This is a genomic window from Henriciella sp. (assembly GCF_029936995.1).
Taxonomy (GTDB): Bacteria; Pseudomonadota; Alphaproteobacteria; order Caulobacterales; family Hyphomonadaceae; genus Henriciella.
Genome location: NZ_JAPYRE010000007.1, coordinates 165,233 through 186,368 on the forward strand (window position 1 = coordinate 165,233; position 21,136 = coordinate 186,368).

The 21,136-nt window shown below is 56.7% G+C and carries 20 protein-coding genes; 18 read left to right on the plus strand and 2 right to left on the minus strand.

Annotation, left to right across the window (positions count from 1 at the left end):
- The first annotated feature begins 3 nt into the window (after window positions 1-3).
- The gene (locus Q1K31_RS14905; protein WP_300381223.1) at window positions 4-318 is read left to right on the plus strand and encodes a DUF736 domain-containing protein; all 315 of its coding nucleotides are present in this window, start codon (window positions 4-6) and stop codon (window positions 316-318) included.
- 152 nt (window positions 319-470) lie between these two features.
- On the opposite strand, the gene Q1K31_RS14910 is transcribed toward Q1K31_RS14905, so the two are convergent.
- On the minus strand, window positions 471-2,009 hold the full coding sequence (locus tag Q1K31_RS14910; protein ID WP_300381226.1) for a Fic family protein: 1,539 nt from the start codon (window positions 2,007-2,009) through the stop codon (window positions 471-473).
- Between the two features lie 664 nt (window positions 2,010-2,673).
- On the opposite strand from Q1K31_RS14910, the gene Q1K31_RS14915 reads away from it, so the two are divergent.
- Window positions 2,674-4,218 carry a Fic family protein gene (locus Q1K31_RS14915; RefSeq protein ID WP_300381229.1) on the plus strand — a complete coding sequence of 515 codons (1,545 nt, stop codon included), beginning with the start codon at window positions 2,674-2,676 and terminating at the stop codon, window positions 4,216-4,218.
- Between the two features lie 362 nt (window positions 4,219-4,580).
- On the opposite strand, the gene Q1K31_RS14920 is transcribed toward Q1K31_RS14915, so the two are convergent.
- Window positions 4,581-4,889, minus strand: a complete 309-nt coding sequence (locus tag Q1K31_RS14920) for a helix-turn-helix domain-containing protein (RefSeq protein WP_300381232.1) — start codon at window positions 4,887-4,889, stop codon at window positions 4,581-4,583.
- Window positions 4,890-5,035: 146 nt separating this feature from the next.
- Between Q1K31_RS14920 and Q1K31_RS14925 the strand changes: the two genes are divergently transcribed.
- From Q1K31_RS14925 to Q1K31_RS15000, 16 genes are all read left to right on the plus strand, one after another.
- Window positions 5,036-5,899, plus strand: coding sequence for a pirin family protein (locus Q1K31_RS14925; protein WP_300381234.1), 864 nt, complete (start codon window positions 5,036-5,038; stop codon window positions 5,897-5,899).
- A 69-nt stretch (window positions 5,900-5,968) separates the two neighbouring features.
- Window positions 5,969-6,841, plus strand: a complete 873-nt coding sequence (locus Q1K31_RS14930; protein ID WP_300381237.1) for a pirin family protein — start codon at window positions 5,969-5,971, stop codon at window positions 6,839-6,841.
- Between the two features lie 12 nt (window positions 6,842-6,853).
- Complete coding sequence (locus Q1K31_RS14935; RefSeq protein WP_300381239.1) at window positions 6,854-7,177, plus strand: GNAT family N-acetyltransferase; 324 nt, start codon at window positions 6,854-6,856, stop codon at window positions 7,175-7,177.
- 9 nt (window positions 7,178-7,186) lie between these two features.
- Window positions 7,187-7,831 (plus strand): isochorismatase family protein, encoded by a 645-nt coding sequence (locus Q1K31_RS14940; protein ID WP_300381242.1) that lies wholly within the window; start codon window positions 7,187-7,189, stop codon window positions 7,829-7,831.
- 40 nt (window positions 7,832-7,871) lie between these two features.
- Window positions 7,872-9,074 carry a low temperature requirement protein A gene (locus tag Q1K31_RS14945; protein WP_300381244.1) on the plus strand — a complete coding sequence of 401 codons (1,203 nt, stop codon included), beginning with the start codon at window positions 7,872-7,874 and terminating at the stop codon, window positions 9,072-9,074.
- A gap of 16 nt (window positions 9,075-9,090) precedes the next feature.
- Window positions 9,091-10,053: an ion transporter gene (locus Q1K31_RS14950; protein ID WP_300381246.1), complete on the plus strand. Its 963-nt coding sequence runs from the start codon at window positions 9,091-9,093 to the stop codon at window positions 10,051-10,053.
- Between the two features lie 11 nt (window positions 10,054-10,064).
- Complete coding sequence (locus Q1K31_RS14955; protein ID WP_367187593.1) at window positions 10,065-10,622, plus strand: NADPH-dependent FMN reductase; 558 nt, start codon at window positions 10,065-10,067, stop codon at window positions 10,620-10,622.
- A gap of 18 nt (window positions 10,623-10,640) precedes the next feature.
- Window positions 10,641-11,597 (plus strand): DUF5996 family protein, encoded by a 957-nt coding sequence (locus Q1K31_RS14960; RefSeq protein ID WP_300381249.1) that lies wholly within the window; start codon window positions 10,641-10,643, stop codon window positions 11,595-11,597.
- Window positions 11,598-11,863: 266 nt separating this feature from the next.
- Window positions 11,864-12,424: a DUF305 domain-containing protein gene (locus Q1K31_RS14965; protein WP_300381253.1), complete on the plus strand. Its 561-nt coding sequence runs from the start codon at window positions 11,864-11,866 to the stop codon at window positions 12,422-12,424.
- A 5-nt stretch (window positions 12,425-12,429) separates the two neighbouring features.
- Window positions 12,430-13,188, plus strand: a complete 759-nt coding sequence (locus Q1K31_RS14970) for a glutaredoxin (RefSeq protein ID WP_300381334.1) — start codon at window positions 12,430-12,432, stop codon at window positions 13,186-13,188.
- Between the two features lie 121 nt (window positions 13,189-13,309).
- Complete coding sequence (locus tag Q1K31_RS14975; protein WP_300381256.1) at window positions 13,310-13,693, plus strand: hypothetical protein; 384 nt, start codon at window positions 13,310-13,312, stop codon at window positions 13,691-13,693.
- 59 nt (window positions 13,694-13,752) lie between these two features.
- On the plus strand, window positions 13,753-15,600 hold the full coding sequence (locus Q1K31_RS14980) for a copper resistance system multicopper oxidase (RefSeq protein WP_300381259.1): 1,848 nt from the start codon (window positions 13,753-13,755) through the stop codon (window positions 15,598-15,600).
- Window positions 15,597-16,400 (plus strand): copper resistance protein B, encoded by an 804-nt coding sequence (locus tag Q1K31_RS14985; protein WP_290749255.1) that lies wholly within the window; start codon window positions 15,597-15,599, stop codon window positions 16,398-16,400. The genes Q1K31_RS14980 and Q1K31_RS14985 overlap by 4 nt, the downstream gene beginning before the upstream one ends.
- 9 nt (window positions 16,401-16,409) lie before the next feature.
- Entirely contained in the window at window positions 16,410-17,555 is a 1,146-nt protein-coding gene (locus tag Q1K31_RS14990; protein WP_300381265.1) for a DUF2231 domain-containing protein, read from the plus strand.
- A gap of 3 nt (window positions 17,556-17,558) precedes the next feature.
- Complete coding sequence (locus Q1K31_RS14995; RefSeq protein WP_290749251.1) at window positions 17,559-18,626, plus strand: acyltransferase; 1,068 nt, start codon at window positions 17,559-17,561, stop codon at window positions 18,624-18,626.
- Between the two features lie 184 nt (window positions 18,627-18,810).
- On the plus strand, window positions 18,811-21,033 hold the full coding sequence (locus tag Q1K31_RS15000; protein WP_300381268.1) for a copper-translocating P-type ATPase: 2,223 nt from the start codon (window positions 18,811-18,813) through the stop codon (window positions 21,031-21,033).
- Window positions 21,034-21,136 lie beyond the last annotated feature (103 nt).

Below are 21,136 nucleotides of genomic sequence, written 5' to 3' on the forward strand. Positions count from 1 at the left end.
CCCATGGCACACATCGGCTCTTTCACCCTGAAGGACGGCAAGTATACCGGCACGATCCGGACCATGACCATCAATGTCAAAGCCCAGCTTGTTCCCAACAGCTCAAAGACCAGTGACGATGCCCCGGACTACAGGCTCTATGCTGGCGGCGCTGAACTCGGCGCGGCCTGGCGCGAGGAATCGAAGAACGGCGAAACCCCCTATCTTTCCGTCAGGCTCGACGACCCAGGCTTCGCCGCCCCGATGCGCGCGGCCTTCTTCGAGAACAGGGAAGAAGGCACCGGCGTGATGGTCTGGGCCCGGCAGAAGTTGAAATGAGGCTAACGGTCTGAAAGCCGGAAGAGACTTTATCGACTTACCCCAGCTGTTCAATTCATCCTAAATAGTGGTGCCCGGTGCATCGTTCTCGACGGTCTCAGATGTCACATTACCCCCTCTGTAACGCCTACTTAGTCCCCCTTTAGCCATGTTCATTCTAACTCCGGCACTGGCCGCTGAACCTGTTCGGTCAAGAATTCAGCGAAAGGCTGAATATCATCTTTCACGCTCGCGCTTTCGAGCGCGGTCATGTAGCGGTCGCGATCCTCCACGCGGATGACTGTCCAGGGGTAGCCGCCTGAAGCGAGCATCAAATTCATCAGGAAGCGTGCAACACGTCCGTTTCCATCCGGATAGGGATGGACATACCCAAAGAGCCAATGCCCAAGAACAGCGCGGACTGACGCTTCTTCTTCGTTGCTCAGAAGTTCGAAGAGTGTGGGCATTGCATTTCTGACCGCCTCAAAGCGTGGGGGCACGTGCTGCGAGGTCTTGATGTAAACAGGATTGTTCCGATACCCGGCGAGCGCCTCGGCCTTTATCAGGCCAGCCGTTACGCAGGGCTGGAAGAGCTCGCGATACCAGGCGCGATGGGCGCTACTGGCAAGCTTGCCAGCTTCCTCACCCTTGATGACCTTCTCAACATCGGCCTTCACTGTCTGGAAGGCCTGCCAGTAGCCCCGTGCGGCAAGCGCATCGCGGACGTCACGGTGGTCTTTCACATTATCAGGATTCCAGTCACCGCTGCGCACCTGATCAACGAGCTCCGGTGAGACACGATAGCCCTCAATCGATAGAGAATGATAGGCATCGGCTGTGTAGACCTCATCAACTGCCTTGATATAGGCGTCCTTGTCGCCCGGCAGGCCGGGCGACTTCGGAAAAATATCGATGATTGTTTGGCGATGGCTGGCCCATAAAGCCTGAAGACGCCCCACGGTCGGCGACTTGGCGGTTGCGATTGTTGCAAAGATACGCTCAGGCTCAAATGGGTCGGTCTCGCGGATAACGTAATCTGCGGCCTTCATCGTAGATATAATCTCATCGGCAATATCTTCTTTGCCGACACGCCTGAAGGCGCCAACCAATCGGCCCGCAATAGCAGAATGACCTCCCGCCAGCAGGCGGCGCAGAAGATCGCTTGGGTCGGTAATTGCCGACAAGAGCACCTGCGCCTCGACCGGATAGCGCTGGAAGAAGCCCTCCGGCACTTTCAAAAGCGCAGCGTGTGTAGCGTAGAGGCGAAGATCATCGTTTTGTTCGAGATCATCGTGTGGTGGCATGTCAGGTTGCTTGAGGTCATAAAGCGAAGTGCCGTACAAGAGTTCGACCGTGTTGTTCGTCCCTTTCGGGGTATAGATAATGACCTGCGATGGAATGACCGTGTGCCCGGCATGCAGAAGTAGCGACTGTTCCGGAGACAGATGCCACTCATCGCCAAAGCGTGCGTTGCAATATCGGGCACAGAATTCCCGGAAGGATGCATACCAGGGCGTTGTGTCGCCCGCGTGCTCGCCTGGATTTGCCGATATGAGCCAGCCTTTCATCACATTCTGAAGAAAGCCGTTCTTGAGAAGGCGCTCGCGGTGGACGCGGCTCAATTCCTTAGATTGAAAGACACGCTGGCCTTTATCCTGAAGGCGTTTCAGGGCATCGAGCGCATCTGCGAGCTTCTCATTCGGGTTAGGCACAGCCCCTCCTCTTGCGCACCTTCAAGTGAATTGTGTTGCGCAATAACAAGTATATTATGCTTTTAAATCACAAGTCAATCATGTTGCGCAATAACAAGTTTTTGGCGTCGCGCCATCGCACGTAAATCATGCAAGTGCGTTTGGAGCGCACAAAGAGAGCCTGCAGAGAAAGCTATGCAGACATCAAAAACCCATCGAAGACAGATTCATTGCACCAACCCCGAAAACCAAAGAAGTGACCAGGACAAGCAAGCGGCAAAAATCCCGAAGAGAAGAGTTTGTCAGCTATCTCATCAAAAGTAATCCGCCGGGATTACTACTACGCTTTCTGGGCGGGTGATCCGAAAAACCTCTGGGAGGACCACACGTACAATGGGCGCGCGACGCTGACCTTCTCCGGCCCTCTAATAAAGCCTCAGGATAGCCGATATGAAAAATGCCGAAGTGATCTTGAACATCTGATCCGAAATTGTCTCAAGCAGCTCCAAACGAGTTCTCCTCTGCCCAGACGGATGGTCTAATGCTCAGGCAACCATCTCACACACTGGCATATTTCACAAAAACTGAATATTTTTAGCTTTTTTCATATATCGTTGATATTTTTCACACTATACCTCAGGGGCTAATGGATTTCACGCCAGACTGACAAATTTCAGGAAGCCGGATGTATATTCCGCAATTCTCAGAACCCGTTGAGGTTTTTCATGACCGGCACCTGCCAGAACCGGCACGGCCGGCCGGCTATGCGGCCCTGATAAACGCCTTTGAACTCTCTGTTCCCCTGCCCTTGATGCTGAGCGCCATTGGAGAACGGCACCGTATCGTCGAGGCGAAGTCCTGGCGAATTTACGGCCCCCGCTACGCACCTGAGCCGACGCTCGAAGGACATCTCACCTTCGCGCTGAAGAACGAAGGACTCGATCTCGCGGTTCTTAAACGCATTTTCGAGAAAGCTGACCGGCAAGAGCTTGGGACGATGATATCGGCGAAACCGGGAAGTGCGTACATGCGCCGGATCTGGTTTCTCTTCGAGTGGTTGACCGGAGAATTGCTCGATCTCGAGGATGCGCGATCCGTGGGCGCCTATGCGAACATTGTCGATACCAATCAGCAATATGCAGCCGAGCCCAGGATGTCGACCCGGCAACGGGTTCGCAACAACCTGCCGGGTGATCGCGATTTTTGCCCTCTGGTGAAACGAACACGCGCGATCGATGCGTTCATGTCCATGAAGCTGGACGAAAAGGCCAACGAGATAACAGGAACTATCTCAAACAGTGTTCTGGCCCGTGCCGCAGCCTTTCTGCTCCTGAAGGATTCCAGATCGAGCTACGCCATTGAAGGCGAAGCCCCGTCGCACGACCGGATCCAGCGATGGGGCAAGGCCATAGGCCAGGCTGGCCAGAACCCACTTGATCCCGAAGAACTGCTACGCCTGCAACGGATCGTTATGGGCGAGGCACGCTTTATCCAGCTGGGCTTTCGAAACGAAGGCGGATTTGTTGGCGACCATGAACCCCAGACAAGGATGCCGTTGCCAGTTCATATCAGCGCGCGTCACCAGGATCTGGACAGTCTCATTCGCGGGTTGGTAAATTTCAATACACGCCATGCCGAGGGTATCGACCCCGTCCTGGTAGCGGCAGTCCTCGCGTTTGGCTTCGTCTATATCCACCCCTTCGCGGACGGAAACGGCCGTATCCACCGCTATCTTATCCATCATGTGCTCGCCGCCCGCGGGTTCAGTCCGCCGGGAATGGGGTTTCCCATTTCCAGCGTCATCTACGACCGGATTGATGACTATAGACGTGTACTGGAGAGCTATTCGGAGCGGCTTCTACCGGTCATCAAATGGCGTCCGACCGAGAAACAGAATGTCGAAGTCCTGAACGATACGACAGATTTCTATCGCTATTTCGACGCAACGCCGCATGTCGAATTCCTGTTCGAGTGTGTCGAGCGCACCATTAAGCAGGATCTTCCTGAAGAAGTTGCTTTCCTTGAGCGCTACGACCGCTTCAAAGCAGGCGTCCAGGCCGAAATCGAGATGCCGGATTCGACGGTCGATCTTCTTTTCAACTTCCTGCGCCAGAATGGCGGCCAGCTCTCGAAGCGCGCGAGAGAGGGGGAGTTTTCAGCACTCCGGCCACAGGAATGTAAGCATGTGGAAATGCTCTATGAAGAGGCGTTTTCGGCGGGTCAAAAGTAATCAGTCTCAGATGCGTCTGCCATTCAACTGGAGCCCCAACAACCAGGGCGAAAGCGGACACTCTCAAAGCATCACTGGATTTCTTTACCCCACATTGCAGTAATTTGGAATCCTCTGCGAAAGTTCACTGCAATGCCTTTACCACAAGGCTAATTCTTACCGATCAGGAAGAATCACAGCGCTTCCAAGATAATTCGTCCATTCTCTTCCCGTTCGGTAAGAGAACCCTAAACGAGCCATACGACCCTTGGTGCATGATCGAAGTATGTAAAACCTTGGACGTCCTGTTTTCGGCGCGAACTGTCAATACGCAGAGAACCGTTCACGTTATCGGTCTTACATCGCGAAGCTAGAACGCGGGCTCAGTCGTAGACCTCGGCCCAGACTTCCATGGCATCGAACACCGGTTTGAGCGCGATACCTTTCGGCGTCAGACTGTAATCGACGCGCGGAGGAATCTCACCATAGTCCTTACGCACGAGCAGGCCCTCGGCTTCCATGTCCCGGAGCGTCTTTGCCAGCGTCCTGTGTGTAATCTTGCCCAGCTTGCGCTGAAGCTGATTGAACCGGTGCGTATCCTGCAACAGCCAGTAGATGATCATTGGCCGCCATTTCCCGGTCATAAAATCGAGCGTGACTTCGGCAGGACAATGCTCTGGACCGTCGGCCATTCCAGTTCTCCTTCAGGCAGGACGTCCGCCATGAACGTATGGTATCCTCGCGGATCGTACTTGCGGAATATGCCATATAGGCGCCACCTGTCAGCCAACGCAACCAACCGGCTGAACAATCAGGCGGCGTAATCAAGGAGCAGACCATGACAAAAGAACTTGTCGATATCATTCGGGCAGATCAAAGCCACTGGGTCGGCGATGGTTTCCGCGTTCGATCGCTCTTCAATTACGATGGCGATACGGACGCTATCAGTCCATTTCTCCTCTTTGACTATGGCGATCCAAACTATTTCGCTCCGAATGAAGGCTCGCCCCGCGGTGTCGGACAGCATCCCCACCGTGGATTCGAGACGGTCACAATTGTTTATGACGGAGAAGTCAGCCACCGCGATTCTCATGGTGGTGGCGGAACGATCGGGCCGGGCGATGTCCAGTGGATGACAGCCGGGCGTGGCATCATCCATGAAGAATATCATTCGAAAGCCTATTCCGGGTCCGGCGGACCCTTCCGGATGCTCCAACTCTGGGTGAACCTGCCCGCAAAGCACAAGATGGACCCGCCAAACTATCAGGCAATCCTGAATGCGGATATTCCCGTCATCGAATTTGAAGGTGGCAGGGCACGCATCATCGCCGGCGAATTCCAGAATACGGCTGGTGCGGCCTCGACATACACACCGATAAACATCTGGGACGTTCGTGCCAGCAAGGGAAGTGACATATCGCTGGACCTGCCTGAGGGGCACAACTCGATGATTACCGTGCTTTCGGGGCAGGTCGAAATTGACGGCCAGCGCATCGAGCCCGCCGAAATTGCCCGTCTCTCTGTTGCCGGGACGGGAGTGACAGTTTCTGCGCGTTCCGACGCCATGCTTCTCGTCCTGACGGGAGAGCCGATAGATGAACCGGTCGTCGGACATGGCCCGTTCGTGATGAACTCGGTGGACGAAATTCAACAGGCCTTTGAGGACTTCCGTTCAGGCCGGTTCGGAATGATTACCGCTTGAAGTCATGCCTACCCTGAGCGACGCTCCGGGTGGGTAATCTCTGGCGGCTGCAAACATGTGGAGCACATTATGACGATAGAGCTTGTCATAGATAAACGTAGCCGGGACCTGGGGGGCGGATTCGAAGTCGGCCGCGTTCTGCCCTTTGCGAAACGCAGGATGGTTGGCCCTTTCATCTTTTTCGACCAGATGGGGCCACTTTTCCTGAAGGCGGGCGTGCCACGTGAGCTTGACGTGCGCCCGCATCCCCACATCGGTCTGTCAACTGTGACCTATCTCTACGAAGGGGCAATGACTCACAGGGACAGTATGGGTGTGCATCAGGAAATTCGCCCTGGAGAAGTCAACTGGATGGTCGCCGGACGGGGGGTCACGCATAGCGAACGTTTCGAGTATGCGCGTAAACATGGCGCCGACATGTTTGGGATACAGGCCTGGGTCGCCCTGCCGGAAGACAAGGAGGAGGTCGAGCCGGCCTTTTACCACCATTCCGGGGAGGATCTGCCCATCTTCTCGGAAGACGGTGTAGAGGGCCGTCTGATTGCCGGGTCGCTCGAAGGCGTGACGGCTGGTGTCCAGACACATTCTCCCATGTTCTACGCGCATTGGACCATGGCTGCCGGGGGGCGTCGAAGTCTGCCGGCTGAGCATAAAGAACGGGCTATATATGTCTCTTCAGGGGCAGTAGAGATTGACGGCGAAACACTTGCAGCCGGCGCCATGGCGGTTCTGGCTGCTGGAAACCCGGTGACCATTTCGGCTCGTGAGCCCTCTGTTGTCATGGTGCTCGGCGGCGAGCCGATCGGGGAACGTCACCTGTTCTGGAATTTCGTCTCGTCTTCAAAGGAGCGGCTGGAGCAGGCCAAGGAAGACTGGCGACAGCAGCGGATGAAGCTTCCTGATGGCGACGATCAGGAGTTTGCCCCGCTTCCAGATGGCTAAAGGAGCCTGAACATGTCAAAAATTACGGTCAGCCTTGAAGAACAAGGTGCCCAGCACGGACGGTATGTTGCGCGCATTGACGGTATCGATGCCGAAGCGGAGCTCACCTTCACCCATCGCGGTGACAATCTGATAAGTGCCGATCATACTGAGGCCCCGGAAGCCTTGAAGGGGACGGGCGCGGCCGCCGCGCTCGTCGACTTCATGATTGCCGATGCCAGGGAGAATGGCTTCAAGATCATTCCTCTCTGTCCCTATGTTCGCGCGCGCTACGAAAAGCATAGTGAATGGCGCGATGTGATGACGGTCGAGCCGGGCGCAAAGCCCAGGATATAGGAGGTGACCATGCCAAAAACTGAACCGGAGCCGATCCGCGCGCCGAAAACGGATCATCTGCTTGCGCCTGAGAACTGTGCACTGGTCCTGATCGATTATCAGCCGGAACAGTATCGCACGGTCATGTCATCCTCTCATGAGGAAATCGATCTGAACGTCATAGCCCTCTGCAAGCTTGCTACAGCCTATGATGTTCCGCTCATCGTCTCGACAGTCGGCGTCGACATGGGGGTCAATGAGGGGACCGCCAAACAGATCATGGCGGAACTCGAGGGCGTTCAGGAGATCGACCGCACGGGTGTGAATGCCTGGGAGGACAAGGATTTCCGCGAAGCCGTTGAGGCGACCGGCCGCAAGAAAATCGTGATGGCGGGATTGTGGACAGAAGTATGTCTCACCTTTCCAACGCTCGACATGCTTGCTGAAGGTTATGAGGTTTATCCTGTGGCCGACGCGGTTGGCGGAATTTCTGCTGTTTCCCACGACCGGGCATTCGATCGGATGATCCAGGCTGGCGCGCAACCGGTGACAGCGATTTCCTTTGGATCAGAACTCATGCGCAACTGGGCCAGACCCGCATCGGACCAGTTCAGAAGCGTCCTGCAATGGTATTTTCCGAAGCGCTTCGAACTGATGAAGGACGGCAAAATATAGAGCAGCCGCATTCACGCGTTTGCACGAGGGGGAACGCCATATGTCGCACGAAGGCGCAAAATCACTCTGGACGAAGCCAAAGCATCACTTCGAGGCAGGTGAACGTAGCGACCATGTGCACTGGGTCGAGCTGTTCTACGATCTGATCCACGTCGCCACGATCTTCATTCTTGGAAACTATCTTTCCCATCACCTTGATATTCAGGGTGTGCTCACATTTGCTGGTGTCTTCATAGCGCTGTGGTTCGCATGGGCCGATCTGAGCGCCTATAATTCCCTCTACATCAGTACCGATGCGTGGCATCGCGTCGTAATGGCTGTCCTCATTTGTACAGTCATGATCATGGGCGCGGCGATCCCCGCCATTACGGGCAATGGCTGGCCTTATTTTGCGTTGGCCTTCGCAGTAAACCGTGCCTTGCTGGCTCTGCTTTATTACCGTGTCCAGCATATTGGAGAAGACGCGTCGGCCCTGCCGCGGGAAATGGGAAGAAACTTCCTGGTGCTGGCGGCGGTGTTCACGCTTTCCGCCTTCCTGCCAAAGCCGGCTGCGTTCTGGGTCTTCGCGATCGGCGTGATTTCAATCCAGTTGCTATATGCTCTCCCTCTTGTCGGTCTGTTGAGATTTGAGCGTTTCGTGCCGCGACTTGGTCATCTCGCAGAACGTTTTGCGCTGCTCACACTGATCGTCCTTGGCGAGGGCTTTTTCAAACTCGTTGTCACCCTGTCGGAAAAGGGCGTCTACAAGGTAACGCCGGATATCCTGATCAATTTCATAATCGGCGGACTATCGATTTTTGCAGCCTGCTGGGTCTATTTCGAAACCGTCGGCAACAGCCACCCAAGGAATGAGCGAACCCCAACCCTGGTTATCTGGTGGCTGGCGCACCTTCTCCTTATGCTGTGCGGGGTCATGATCGGGGTCGCCGTCGCGGGCGAGGTGAAGATCGGCTTCATGGACCCGTTTCCGGTGGATTACGGGGCCGTCGGCTGTATCGGTCTGGCTGGTTATATAGGTGCCGTCTGGATCATTCAGTCTGTCACAGAGCCATCCGACATCCACCAGTACGCCACGCCACTGCTCCATGCTTTCGGTATCGCGCTCAGCATCGCCACATTCTTCATTGTGCCATACGTTCCCTCGATTGTCGGCAATATGCTTTGGGGGACAGCGCTGTTCAGTCAGATTCTGATCCCGCTGCTTCGCGCAAGACTGGCGCACAAACCCGTGCAAGCGCTGTAGGCGCAGGGAGGCTGACATGAGCCTGCGAGCGAACGCCTACCGATTGCTGGAAAGTACCGAGCAGAGTGGGCCTCTGTCGCGCTATCTTGACATCGCACTGATCGTTCTGATTGCCCTGAATGTTGTCGTCGTCGCAATCGAGACCGTTCCCGGGATCTATGAAGCCAACAAGGTCGCTTTCATAATCTTCGACACCTTCTCGGTTGGTGTCTTCACTGTTGAGTATGTCGGGCGTGTGTGGGTCAGTCGCGAAGACCTGCGCTACCAGGGCAGATGGGGACGGCTACGCTACATGCTGACCCCGATGGCTGTTGTCGATTTTCTCGCGATCGCGCCCTTCTACCTGGCTCACTTTATCGGCGTAGATCTTCGCTTCCTGCGCGCCGTGCGGATGTTGCGAGTATTCAAACTGACGCGCTACTCCAGCGCGATGAACCTCCTTCTGATTGTCTTGAAGGAAGAGGCAAGCACGCTGCTTGCTGGGTTCTTCATCCTGTTCATCATGCTCATCCTGGCCGCCAGCGGTGCCTATATTGTCGAGCACAATGTGCAGCCGGAAGCTTTCGGATCGATACCGGAATCCATGTGGTGGGCATTGGTGACCCTGACGACCGTTGGCTATGGTGATGTAACGCCAATTACCCCGCTGGGCCGTATGTTTGGCGGCCTTGTCACAGTTATCGGGATAGGCGTGGCGGCGCTTCCGGCCGGTATCATCGCCTCGGGCCTGGCAGATCATGTTCGCCGCCGGCGAGACGACATGAAATCCTTTTACCGGCGCGCATTCGCCGATGGCGAACTGGACGAGTATGAGAGACTGGAGATAGAACTTCAGAGAAAACGGCTTGGCGTGTCCCGGGAGGTTGCTGAACAGATCCGCGAGGAAATTGAACGTGAAGCTCCTCAGACACGGGCATGCACATGCCCGCGGTGCGGACATGAGTTCCTTCCAGAACAAGAGGCGTCGAGCACAATTTAAAGGAAAGCCAGATGATCCGGATAATGGGACTCTCAGGGAGCCTCAGGGAAGGTTCTCTCAACAGTGCTCTACTGCGGTCCGCGCAGGAGTTGATGCCTGCCGAAGCTGTTCTGGAAAAAGGCTCCATATCGGGCATCCCGCTGTATAATGGGGATGACGAGGCAACGGACGGGATACCGCCAGCCGTTCAGGACCTGAAGCAAAAGATAAGCGCTGCGGATGGACTCATACTTTTCACACCGGAGTACAACAATTCCATCCCCGGTGTCTTCAAGAATGCAATCGACTGGGCGAGCCGGCCATCAGCAGATATCCTAGGCGTATTCGGCGGCAAACCGGTTGCTCTTGCGGGAGCGTCCCCGGGTGGGTTTGGAACAATGCTTGCGCAGGATGCCTGGCTGAGCGTTCTGCGGACGCTGGGCACCCGGCCCTGGTTCGAAGGTCGATTGATGGTTTCGCGGGCTGCCGATGTCTTCGGCGAGACCGGCGAACTAACAGATGAAAAAACACTGGAGCGCCTGCGGCGATTTCTTCTGGGCTTCACCAGGTTTGTACAATCGCAACGCTGACGGAAAAGGAAAGCTGAAATGGCGGGAAAAATCTCCGAGGCGAATGACTGGCCAGTCCTGCCTTATGCCGAGTGGGCAGACACTTGTGCAGCGCTTCATCTGTGGACGCAGATTGTTGGCAAGTACCGGCTCGCCCATACGCCGTGGATCAACCACGCCTGGCACGCAACCTATTATGTCACGCCACGGGGCATCACGACCGGTCCGGTACCGGACGGTAATAACTCGATCACGCTGACTTTCGACCTGAAGGAACATCGCCTTGTCGGTGAGAGTGCGGACCGTACCGAACATTTCGATCTTGAGGATATGAGTGTTGCGGATTTCCTGACCAGGACGACCAGCCTGGTTGAAACATTGGGAGGCCACATGGACATACATGGCGCGCCCAACGAAATCCCGGACGCCAGACCCTTTAGCCAGGATGATGTTGTGCGCCCTTACAACAGAGGCGCTGTCGGGCGATACCACCGGGCGTTGCTGTTGATCAGCCAGGTGTTCGAGAAGTTCCGGACCGGCTTTCTTGGCAAGGTCTCGCCTGTGCATCTGTTCTGGGGATCATTCGATCTTGCGGTCACGCGCTTTTCTGGCCAAGAGGCTCCATTACACCCAGGTGGCGTTCCAGCATTGCCCGACGAAATCACACAAGAGGCTTACAGCCATGAAGTGTCTTCTGCTGGGTTCTGGCCAGGCGGAGGTGATGTCGATGAACCTATGTTCTATTCCTACGCCTATCCGGTCCCGCCTGACTTTTCAGATCATGCGGTCACGCCAGCGTCCGCCTACTTTGAACCATCGCTTGGAGAATTTGTGCTGCCATATGAGGCAATAAGGAAAAGCGCATCTCCCGAGAGTGATCTCCTGTCCTTTCTTCAGTCAACCTATGCCGTGACGGCCGATTTGCTGAACTGGGACAGGGAAACCCTGGAATGCGATTTCGGCATGCCGCGAATTCCTCGCAAAGTAAACGTCTGAACGCGTGACGGAATGAGCGTTCTCGCAACCGTGCAATACCGCGTCCCCCATCGATGACGGTCTGCGACGAACGTGAATGGCTGTCCGTTTTTGTCAGACCGAGAGCTCGCAGCTCTGATCCGATAGACAATTCCTGAACGCGGACGCGTGGTTACGAAAAGGCCATGCAAACTACGTTGCCTTTCTTCATATCACATCCCGGAACCAGTCCGGGTTTCCTCCGTTGGTGATCTTATACCCCCCATAGGTATCGAGGAAATAACACGATGAAGATGAAAACCAGCTATTGGCGGTTTGCCGCGATGATTGCGACCTCAGCGGCCATAATGCTCGGGCTGATGTATCTGAACACCTATGCCTGGGAGCATGTCCGCTGGAGTGAGACGCGCTTCTACATGGCCTTCATCATGGGTGCGGCCATGGCCGTCGTGATGCTGAGCTTCATGCTGAACATGTATAGGAACCGGCGGGTCAATCTTGGCATCTATGCCGGCGCGGCGGTCGTTTTCGTGCTGGCCCTCTGGCTCGTTCGCAGCCAGGCCACAGTGGAGGACCGCTCCTACATGGAGGCCATGATCCCGCACCATTCGATCGCCATCATGACCAGTGAACGCGCCAATATTGACGATGTTCGCGTGAGAGAACTCGCTGATGAAATCATCACCGCGCAGCGCCGTGAGATCAAGGAAATGGAATGGCTGATCTCCGACATCGCCGCGAACGGTCCGGCAGCAACCGAAAGCGAGGCAGCCACCCGCCCCGTGCCTGATTTCGAGGGCCAGCTGGATCCCGTACAGCCCGCCGGAAGCAATGTTGGAGAGGAGTAAGCATGATGTCCCAGGCAAGCAGCGAGAAGGCCATTCTCTATCGCATGGTCATGGACGAGCACCTTTGCCCTTTCGGGCTCAAATCCAAATGGCTTCTGAAGCGCAAGGGTTTCGAGGTTGAAGACCACCACCTTGAAACCCGTCAGGAAACAGACGCCTTTCAGCGCGAACACAATGTCAACACGACACCACAAACCTTCATCAATGGCGAGCGCGTGGGCGGCTATGAGGAACTTCGGGAACGCTTTACCGACTACCGGAAGAATGCGGACGAAACGACTTACACGCCTGTTCTCGTCATATTCGGGGTCAGTGCGTTGATGGCGCTAATGGTTGCATGGGGCACGCTGGGTACTCTTATCACCATCCGGACCATCGAGTGGTTTGCCGCATTCGCCATGACTTTACTGGCGGTCCAGAAGCTTCAGGATATCGAAAGCTTCTCGACCATGTTCCTGAACTACGATCTCCTGGCCCAGAAACAGGTTTCATATGGATACGTCTATCCAGTTGGCGAAGCGACTGCCGGCGTATTGATGATCGCAGGCGGGATATTGGGCCTGATCGGTGCCCCCATCGCCCTCTTGATCGGCACTGTGGGCGCCATTTCGGTTTTCAAGGCCGTCTATATCGACAAGCGGGAGCTCAAATGCGCCTGTGTCGGTGGCAATTCGAACGTCCCGCTAGGTTTCATCTCACTTTCGGAAAACCTTGTCATGATGGCCATGGGACTCTGGATGCCAATCAAGGCGCTGATCGGCTAGCGCGTTCCTGAACCGGTCCATAAGCCTGATGTGACACCGGCTCCAGGAATGTCGGGCACTCCATTTTCTGCCGACAAAAGTGTTGCTTGAAAAACACCCCCATGGGGTATATGGTTCGCGTATGAACGTGTTTGCCGCAACGCTCGTAACGATACTCTTCACCTTATCGCAGGTGATCTGCGGCTGCCCTCATCTCAGTTCGACATTTTCCGATCCGGCGGAAGGCGTTTCCCCTTATTCTCACCAGGTCCATACGAACGACCGTGAAGCGCCATGCGAGAAAGATCGCCGTCACTGCAATCAGCACGCCGCCGCTGTCGCGCAACCTGAAGCAGCCGCCAAGACGATATCGCCTGGCGAGAGCAAACCGGTTTTCCTGCCCTTAACGTCACGCCTCATGCCGGCATTCTGGTCTCGCAGCATTGCAATCGCCATACGATATGGTGGCAGACCGGTGCTGAAGTTTCAAACTCCTGTTACGCTAAAAACCCGTCTTCTGAACTGAGTTCGCGCCGCGCCGCGCAAGCGGCCCGACGCATTCCAACTCAAATCACGGAGATCGACGTGCTCAACAGACGACATGTATTACAGGCGGGGCTTGGTGCTGGCGCTGCCTACGGGGCTACCAGCCTCCTGCCCGCTTGGGCGAGATCAGCGAGCCGCGGAAATCTCGGAATTCCCTCGCTCGCCGGCACCGAATTCGACCTGGATATATCGAGATTCCCGGTGCGCGTAGGCGGAAAGGCGGGCCTGGCGACCGGCATAAACGGCACGCTGCCGGCTCCCCTGCTCCGGTTCCGGGAGGGTGACGATATCACGCTGAACGTCACCAACAGGCTGGATGAAGACACTTCGATTCATTGGCATGGACTGTTGGTGCCATTTCACATGGACGGTGTTCCAGGAGTCAGTTTTCCGGGAATCAAGCCCGGCGAGACGTTCAGTTACAAATTCAGGATTCCGCAGAATGGCACCTACTGGTACCATTCTCACTCCGGTCTACAGGAACAGCTCGGACATTATGGTCCGATCGTGATTGATCCAAAAGATGCCGATCCTGTCGCGTATGACAGGGAGTATGTTCTCGTTCTGAGCGATTGGAGTTTTACCAGCCCTCACAGGCTGTACGGCAAGCTGAAGAAAAATGCCGAAAGCCTGAACTTCAATCAACCGACCCTCACCGAACCGACAGGTCTTGGTGGTATGTGGGGACAGATGCGCATGAGCCCGCGTGATCTCGCTGACGTCACAGGGGCAACCTATACCTATCTGATCAATGGCCAGTCGACAGAAGACAATTTCAACATGGTCTTCCGACCAGGCGAGAAAGTTCGCCTCAGGATTGTCAATGCCGCGGCCATGACCCTGTTCAATGTCAGGATACCGGGACTGCCCATGACCGTGGTTCAGTCTGATGGGCTGAACATACAGCCTGTCGAGACCGATGAGTTTCAGATGGGCGTGGCTGAAACCTACGATATCATCGTGGAGCCCACCGAAGAACGCGCCTATGCATTTGTGGCAGAGTCCATCGATCGTTCAGGCCAGGCTGTTGCTACGCTGGGCCCGCGTCCGGGAATGCGGGCAGAAGAACCCGAGATGCGGGCGGTTCCAATGCTCACAATGCGGGACATGGGTATGGATCACAGCATGATGGGCGGCATGTCCGGTATGGACGATGGCAATGTGTCAGGCATGGATCATGATGCCAGTGAGGACATGACGTCCGGCACCAAAGACCATAGCGGCATGAGCGGTCACGAGATGGGCAACATGGCCATGAAGCCGGACCCGCACGGACCATCCGTCCAGCCCGCCAGAAAGCTTGAGGCCGACATTCAGCGCGGCCCAGGGGTGGCCAATGTCGCGGCCATGCCAATGAGCCGGCTGGACGAACCGGGGATTGGTCTTGATGACGTTCCTCACCGCACGCTCACATACAGCCAGTTGCGTGCACTTGAGATGAACGAGGACCACAGACCGCCCGGGCGGGAGATCGTCGTTCATCTGACCTCGAACATGGAACGTTATATGTGGTCCTTCGATGGCGTGAAGTTTTCCGAGGTAACCGAATCCATCAAATTCTATGAAGGTGAACGGGTTCGCCTGACCCTGATCAATGACACCATGATGCCGCACCCGATCCACCTGCACGGCATGTTCTTCGATCTCGTCAATGGCGGCGGCCATCATCTTCCCCGCAAGCATACGGTGATCGTGAAACCGGCAGACAAGGTCAGTGTCGACATCTCCGCGGAGCATGTCGGCGACTGGGCATTTCACTGCCACCTTCTATACCACATGCACGCTGGCATGATGCAGGTCGTGAGCGTGATCCCGGAAGCTCCGGCTGACACCGGGACCGCGTCCATGGATCATGAGAACATGAATCACGGGGAGGTACACTCATGACTTTCCGTTCGACAGGCCTGACCCTGCTCACCGCGTTTTCCTTTATTGGCTCTGGAACAGCCCTCGCACAAGACGCACCACAAACGGCGCCCTGGAATCAGGCTGAAGCCATCTATGGCGAAGAAGCCATGACCGAGGCTCGCAAGGACATTCAGGCGGAAGGCGGTGCTCAACCGGCTTTCATGATCATGGCCGACAGGCTCGAAGTCCAGTTTGCAGACGATGAGGACACGCTGCTCTGGGATGGTCAGGGCTGGTATGGCGGCGACATCAACAAGTTCTGGGTTAAAACAGAAGGCGATGTATCCCTTGATGCCGGCAAGATAGAGGACGCGGAGGTTCAGGCGCTCTGGTCGCGTGCAATTACCCGTTACTTCGACCTTCAGGCGGGTCTGCGTCAGGACCTTGAACCGGAAGGGCGAACCCATGCGGTCCTTGGCCTTCAGGGGCTCGCGCCCTACTGGTTCGAAGTCGATGGTGCCGCCTTCCTCAGTACGGACGGTGACCTGACGGCCAGGGGCGAAGCGGAGTATGACCTGCACCTGACGCAACGCCTCGTGCTGCAGCCTCGGGCGGAGATAGAATTCTCCGCACAGGACATCCCTGAACGCGAACTTGGGACGGGTCTGACCGGCCTCAATGCCGGTGTGCGGCTCCGTTACGATATTCGCCGCGAATTCGGTCCCTATATCGGCGTCGAATGGCAAAGTGCTTTTGGCGGGACCCGCGACATGATTGAAGCCGCAGGCGGCGAGGCAAACCAGGCGGTTTTCCTTATCGGCCTCCGGACCTGGTACTAGGAGGCCATTATGGAAAACCTGATCGAACCGAACATCCACCCTATCCTGGTACATTTTACCTATGCCCTGGGTGTCTCGGCAGCCCTTGCCTATATCGGCACACTTTTCCTGCCTGCAGGGCGTATGCGTGACAATCTCCGCCCGGCAGCAGATTGGATGCTGGCACTGGCGTCCGTCGCGGTCATTGCAACCATCGCTGCAGGCTTTCAGGCTTACTATAGCGTCGCGCATGACGGCCCCTCGCATGAAGCGATGACAACCCACCGGAACTGGGCTGTCCCAAGCGGTCTTGCCCTGCTCGCACTCGCAGCCTGGCGCTGGGTCCGCAGGGCCTCGGCTCCGGGCACCCTCTTCACGTTTGCGGCGGTGATCGTTGCCGGACTCCTCACGGTCACCGCCTGGTGGGGCGGAACCATTGTCTACAAATATGGTCTTGGTGTGCAGAGCCTGCCGGAAGCGAGCGGCCCGGGTCACGATCACGATCATGGTGGCGGATCTGAATCTGGCCAGGGCCACGATAATGCTGACGGACATCATGGCAGCGCGACTTCGTCGCCTGAAGAACCAGAGCCTGCTGAAGCCGGCACGCCTGATTCAAAGCCTGCCGGGCATGACAATTCGGACGGGCATCATGGTTCTGCTGGCAATTCCAGTTCGGCGGACGATCAGGACACCCATGCCGGTCCCGACACACCAACAGGTGTTCCTGCCGGACATGACAACTCTGATGGCCACCATGATCCCTTGCCCGCCTCTGCTGACGAGCGAGCAATTCTCGACATAATCAATGCCGTCGAGACAGGCTGGGAAAACGGAAACGGCGAACCTTTCCGCACTCATTTCCAGGACTGGGACGGAGCAAGGTATTTCGAATCCGGTGGCGGGAATACCGGCCTCGATGATCTCGTTGAAAATCATGTCGAACCGGAAAAGGACGCGATACCGGATCTCGACCTGGGCTTCTCAAATATTCATATCCACTTCGAGGGCGACAATTTCGCTTGGGCTGTGGCAGATACGACCGTCACGGGCACCCTTGCATCCAGCGGAGAAAGGCTCGACCGGACGGGCAAGCAGACCATGCTTTTCCGTAAGATCGGCACTGCCTGGAATGTCGTTCACACGCATTCATCCTCAAGAGCGTCGCGGCGGTAGACCGTGGCCCCGGAAAACGATGCCGGAGCGGGTCCTCAACAGGATCCGCTTTTCGGTACGAACCATTTCACACTGTTGCGATGGTTCCTGGCAGGCGCTGTGCTTGTTGGCCATGCATGGATGATTCCGACAGGGTATGAACCCACACGCATACATGACTGGACCTTCAGCTATCTGGCGGTGAACGGCTTCTTCATCCTCTCCGGATTGCTGATTGCCAAGAGTCTGGCGACCCGGAACGAACTCGCCAGCTACGCCCGATCACGGTTATTGAGAATATATCCTGCCTTCATCCTGCTGATAATCGCGCTTCTGTTGGTTTTTGGACCGCTCTTCGGGAGGCCTCGCGGGATCGCGTATCTCGGCCAGGCAGAGCCCTGGGCCTATGTCACACGCACCCTTCTTATGGGCGATCCACTGACAAGCCCCGGCGGGGTTTTCCATGCTTCACCCGAGCCGGTCTTCAATGGGGCGCTCTGGACCATACGCTATGAAGTCCTGGCCTATCTGCTCGCCGCAATCGGATTCATGCTGGGGGCACTGAAAAGACCTGGGACAACAGTGGCGCTGCTTGTCGCTTCGCAGCTTGCCTATCTTGCCATCCAGCATCCACCGTTGGCCGACCTGTTACCGTCGGGTGTCATTTCCCTGTTCCGGTTCACGACCGCTTTCCTGATCGGCATGGTGCTCTGGCACTTTCCAAAGCTGCGGCAACCGGGTCCTGTTGGCATGTTTCTGGCGCTGGCTGCGTTTCTCCTGTTCGGCTGGAGCGCGGTTGGCGAATTGCTCGCCAATCTTCTTCTTGCTGCGTGTCTCATGCAATTTGGGCTGGTTGCACGTCCTTCATACCGCTTCGCAAGGATGCCCGATTATTCTTATGGCATCTATATCTGGCACTATCCGGTCCTGCAAAGCGTCCTGATGTCCAACCGGGATATGCCTCCAGCACTCCTCCTCGCGATCTCGACACCACTTGTGCTGTTATGCGCTGGCACCTCCTGGCACCTGGTGGAGAAACCAGCCCTGAAACTCAAACGCTGGCGGCGCAGATCGGGCAGGCTGTCAGACTAGCATGCGAAGACGGCGGCCCACCGCTCCATAGTTCGAACAGGGGCGAAAATTCTGTTCGGAGTTGCATTGCACATACCCCGTAGGGGTATTATATCCAGCGTTTCGGATTGATCATATCGGCTGATCAATAAACGGTCTGAAGATCAAAACCGTCTGTCTCCATCCCTGCCGAAAGGTCAGAGCCATGAGCAACAACGAGCAACCTCATCATGACCATGCCTGTCATCATCATGACAATGCGGTAGCTGAGAAACCTGACGACGCCTATGACAATGTCCCTGCCGATTATGCTGGCAAGATCTGGACCTGCCCGATGCATCCGCAGGTTCGCGAAATGTCGAACACAGGATGTCCGATCTGCGGCATGGCACTCGAACCGGAAACAGTAACCGCCGAACAGGATACGAGCGAACTCGATGACATGACACGGCGCTTCTGGGTTGCCCTGACGCTATCGGTGCCGCTGCTTGCCTTTGTCATGGGGGAGATGATTCCCGGTAGTCCACTCAGAAGCTGGGTCGACCCATCCTGGGGTGTCTGGCTTCAGGCCGGTCTGGCGACACCGGTCGTTCTCTGGTCCGGCGCGCCCTTCTTTGCCCGTGGATGGGACTCGGTGAAACGCCGTAGCCTCAATATGTTCACCCTGATCGCCATGGGGGTCGGGGTCGCCTACCTGTACTCGCTGGTCGCGAGCGTCGCACCTGGTATTTTCCCTGATTCCTTCAGAGGGCATGGCGGTACGGTCGCGGTCTACTACGAGGCCGCCGCGGTGATCGTCACACTCATCCTTCTCGGACAGGTGCTCGAACTACGCGCCCGCCATGCCACTTCTGGCGCAATCCGGGCGCTCCTCGAACTCACTCCACCGACCGCCCGCCGGATCGCCGGGGACGGCAGTGACGAGGAAGTCGACCTTGCCGAAGTCAGGGCTGGCGATCACCTGCGCGTTCGCCCAGGCGAAAAAATCCCGGTCGACGGTGAAGTGATCGAGGGACGATCCCCGGTCGACGAATCCATGGTCACCGGGGAGCCGGTCCCCGTGGAGAAAACTGAAGGCGAGCGAGTCACTGGCGGGACGGTCAATGGTACCGGATCACTGGTCATGAAGGCCACACATGTCGGCGCGGAAACGCTCCTGTCGCAGATCGTCCAGATGGTCGCGGCCGCCCAGCGTTCGCGCGCGCCAATTCAGCGCCTCGTCGATATTGTGTCCTCGGTTTTCGTGCCAACCGTGATCGCCATATCGATCATCACCTTCATCATCTGGGCCATATTTGGACCGGATCCGGCCATGGCCTTCGCCATCGTGAACGCCGTCGCAGTCCTGATCATCGCTTGCCCCTGTGCGCTCGGTCTCGCGACACCCATGTCGATCATGGTCGGAACCGGCAAGGGTGCCTCGAACGGCATCCTGATCAAGAACGCCGAAGCACTGGAGACGTTCGAAAAGGTCGATACCATCATCGTTGACAAGACAGGGACGCTGACCCTGGGACATCCTGAACTTGTGCGCATCCAGCCCGCAGATGGGTTGGAGGAGACAGCGCTGCTCGGGCTGGTTGCCGCTGTTGAACGCTCGAGCGAGCATCCGCTGGCCGAAGCCATCGTCCGCGGGGCGGAGACGCACAGCGCACCAGACCAGACGGCCCGGAACTTTCAGTCCGTCACCGGTGAAGGCGCACAGGCCGAAGTCGACGGCAAGCGTGTGGCCATCGGTAACCGCAAGATGATGGAGCGTATCGGGGCCTGGTCCGGTGATCTCGGCGCGGACGCGGACAAGTACCGGTCGGAAGGACAGACGGTGATGTTCGTCGCCGTCGATGGCAAACCTGCCGGACTCGTCGCCGTGGCCGACCCGGTCAAGGAAACCACGCCTGAAGCCATCAAGCGTCTTCACGCCGAGGGCCTTAAGATCGTCATGCTCACCGGCGACAGCGAAAATACGGCCCGCGCCGTGGCCGCAAAGGTCGGCATTGACGAAGTCCATGCCGACGTCTCGCCGGAAGACAAGCACCGCATCGTGTCAGATCTCCAGAAGGGTGGCGCGCGTGTCGCCATGTGCGGGGACGGCATCAATGATGCCCCCGCCCTCGCCCAGGCCGATGTCGGCATTGCCATGGGCACCGGCACCGACGTTGCCATGGAGAGCGCAGGTGTGACCCTGGTCAAAGGCGACCTGATTGGCGTCGCGAGAGCACGTGAACTCAGCCATGCGACAATGCGCAATATCCGCCAGAACCTCTTCTTTGCCTTCATCTACAATTCACTCGGTGTGCCGGTTGCGGCGGGTATCCTCTACCCCTTCTCCGGTCTGTTGCTCAGCCCCATGATCGCAGCGGCCGCAATGAGCCTCAGCTCGGTTTCCGTGATTGCGAATGCGCTGCGGCTTCGAGGCCTGAAACTCTGAGTGAAAGGAAAGGTGTTGTGAGACAAATCTTTTTCGCAAGTGCCAGCGAAGTCCTGCTCATCATGGCTTTTATGGCGAGTTGGGTGTTCTTCTTGGCCCCATC

Excerpts from the sequence above, each read along its gene's own strand:
- Q1K31_RS14975 (WP_300381256.1), top strand. The coding sequence starts at position 13,310 with ATGAACGTGTTTGCCGCAACGCTCGTAACGATACTCTTCACCTTATCG.
- Q1K31_RS14965 (WP_300381253.1), top strand. The coding sequence starts at position 11,864 with ATGAAGATGAAAACCAGCTATTGGCGGTTTGCCGCGATGATTGCGACC.
- Q1K31_RS14935 (WP_300381239.1), top strand. The coding sequence starts at position 6,854 with ATGTCAAAAATTACGGTCAGCCTTGAAGAACAAGGTGCCCAGCACGGA.
- Q1K31_RS14950 (WP_300381246.1), top strand. The coding sequence starts at position 9,091 with ATGAGCCTGCGAGCGAACGCCTACCGATTGCTGGAAAGTACCGAGCAG.
- Q1K31_RS14940 (WP_300381242.1), top strand. The coding sequence starts at position 7,187 with ATGCCAAAAACTGAACCGGAGCCGATCCGCGCGCCGAAAACGGATCAT.
- Q1K31_RS14985 (WP_290749255.1), top strand. The coding sequence starts at position 15,597 with ATGACTTTCCGTTCGACAGGCCTGACCCTGCTCACCGCGTTTTCCTTT.
- Q1K31_RS14955 (WP_367187593.1), top strand. The coding sequence starts at position 10,065 with ATGATCCGGATAATGGGACTCTCAGGGAGCCTCAGGGAAGGTTCTCTC.
- Q1K31_RS14990 (WP_300381265.1), top strand. The coding sequence starts at position 16,410 with ATGGAAAACCTGATCGAACCGAACATCCACCCTATCCTGGTACATTTT.
- Q1K31_RS14945 (WP_300381244.1), top strand. The coding sequence starts at position 7,872 with ATGTCGCACGAAGGCGCAAAATCACTCTGGACGAAGCCAAAGCATCAC.
- Q1K31_RS14915 (WP_300381229.1), top strand. The coding sequence starts at position 2,674 with ATGTATATTCCGCAATTCTCAGAACCCGTTGAGGTTTTTCATGACCGG.
- Q1K31_RS15000 (WP_300381268.1), top strand. The coding sequence starts at position 18,811 with ATGAGCAACAACGAGCAACCTCATCATGACCATGCCTGTCATCATCAT.
- Q1K31_RS14920 (WP_300381232.1), bottom strand. The coding sequence starts at position 4,889 with ATGGCCGACGGTCCAGAGCATTGTCCTGCCGAAGTCACGCTCGATTTT.
- Q1K31_RS14970 (WP_300381334.1), top strand. The coding sequence starts at position 12,430 with ATGTCCCAGGCAAGCAGCGAGAAGGCCATTCTCTATCGCATGGTCATG.
- Q1K31_RS14960 (WP_300381249.1), top strand. The coding sequence starts at position 10,641 with ATGGCGGGAAAAATCTCCGAGGCGAATGACTGGCCAGTCCTGCCTTAT.
- Q1K31_RS14930 (WP_300381237.1), top strand. The coding sequence starts at position 5,969 with ATGACGATAGAGCTTGTCATAGATAAACGTAGCCGGGACCTGGGGGGC.
- Q1K31_RS14925 (WP_300381234.1), top strand. The coding sequence starts at position 5,036 with ATGACAAAAGAACTTGTCGATATCATTCGGGCAGATCAAAGCCACTGG.
- Q1K31_RS14905 (WP_300381223.1), top strand. The coding sequence starts at position 4 with ATGGCACACATCGGCTCTTTCACCCTGAAGGACGGCAAGTATACCGGC.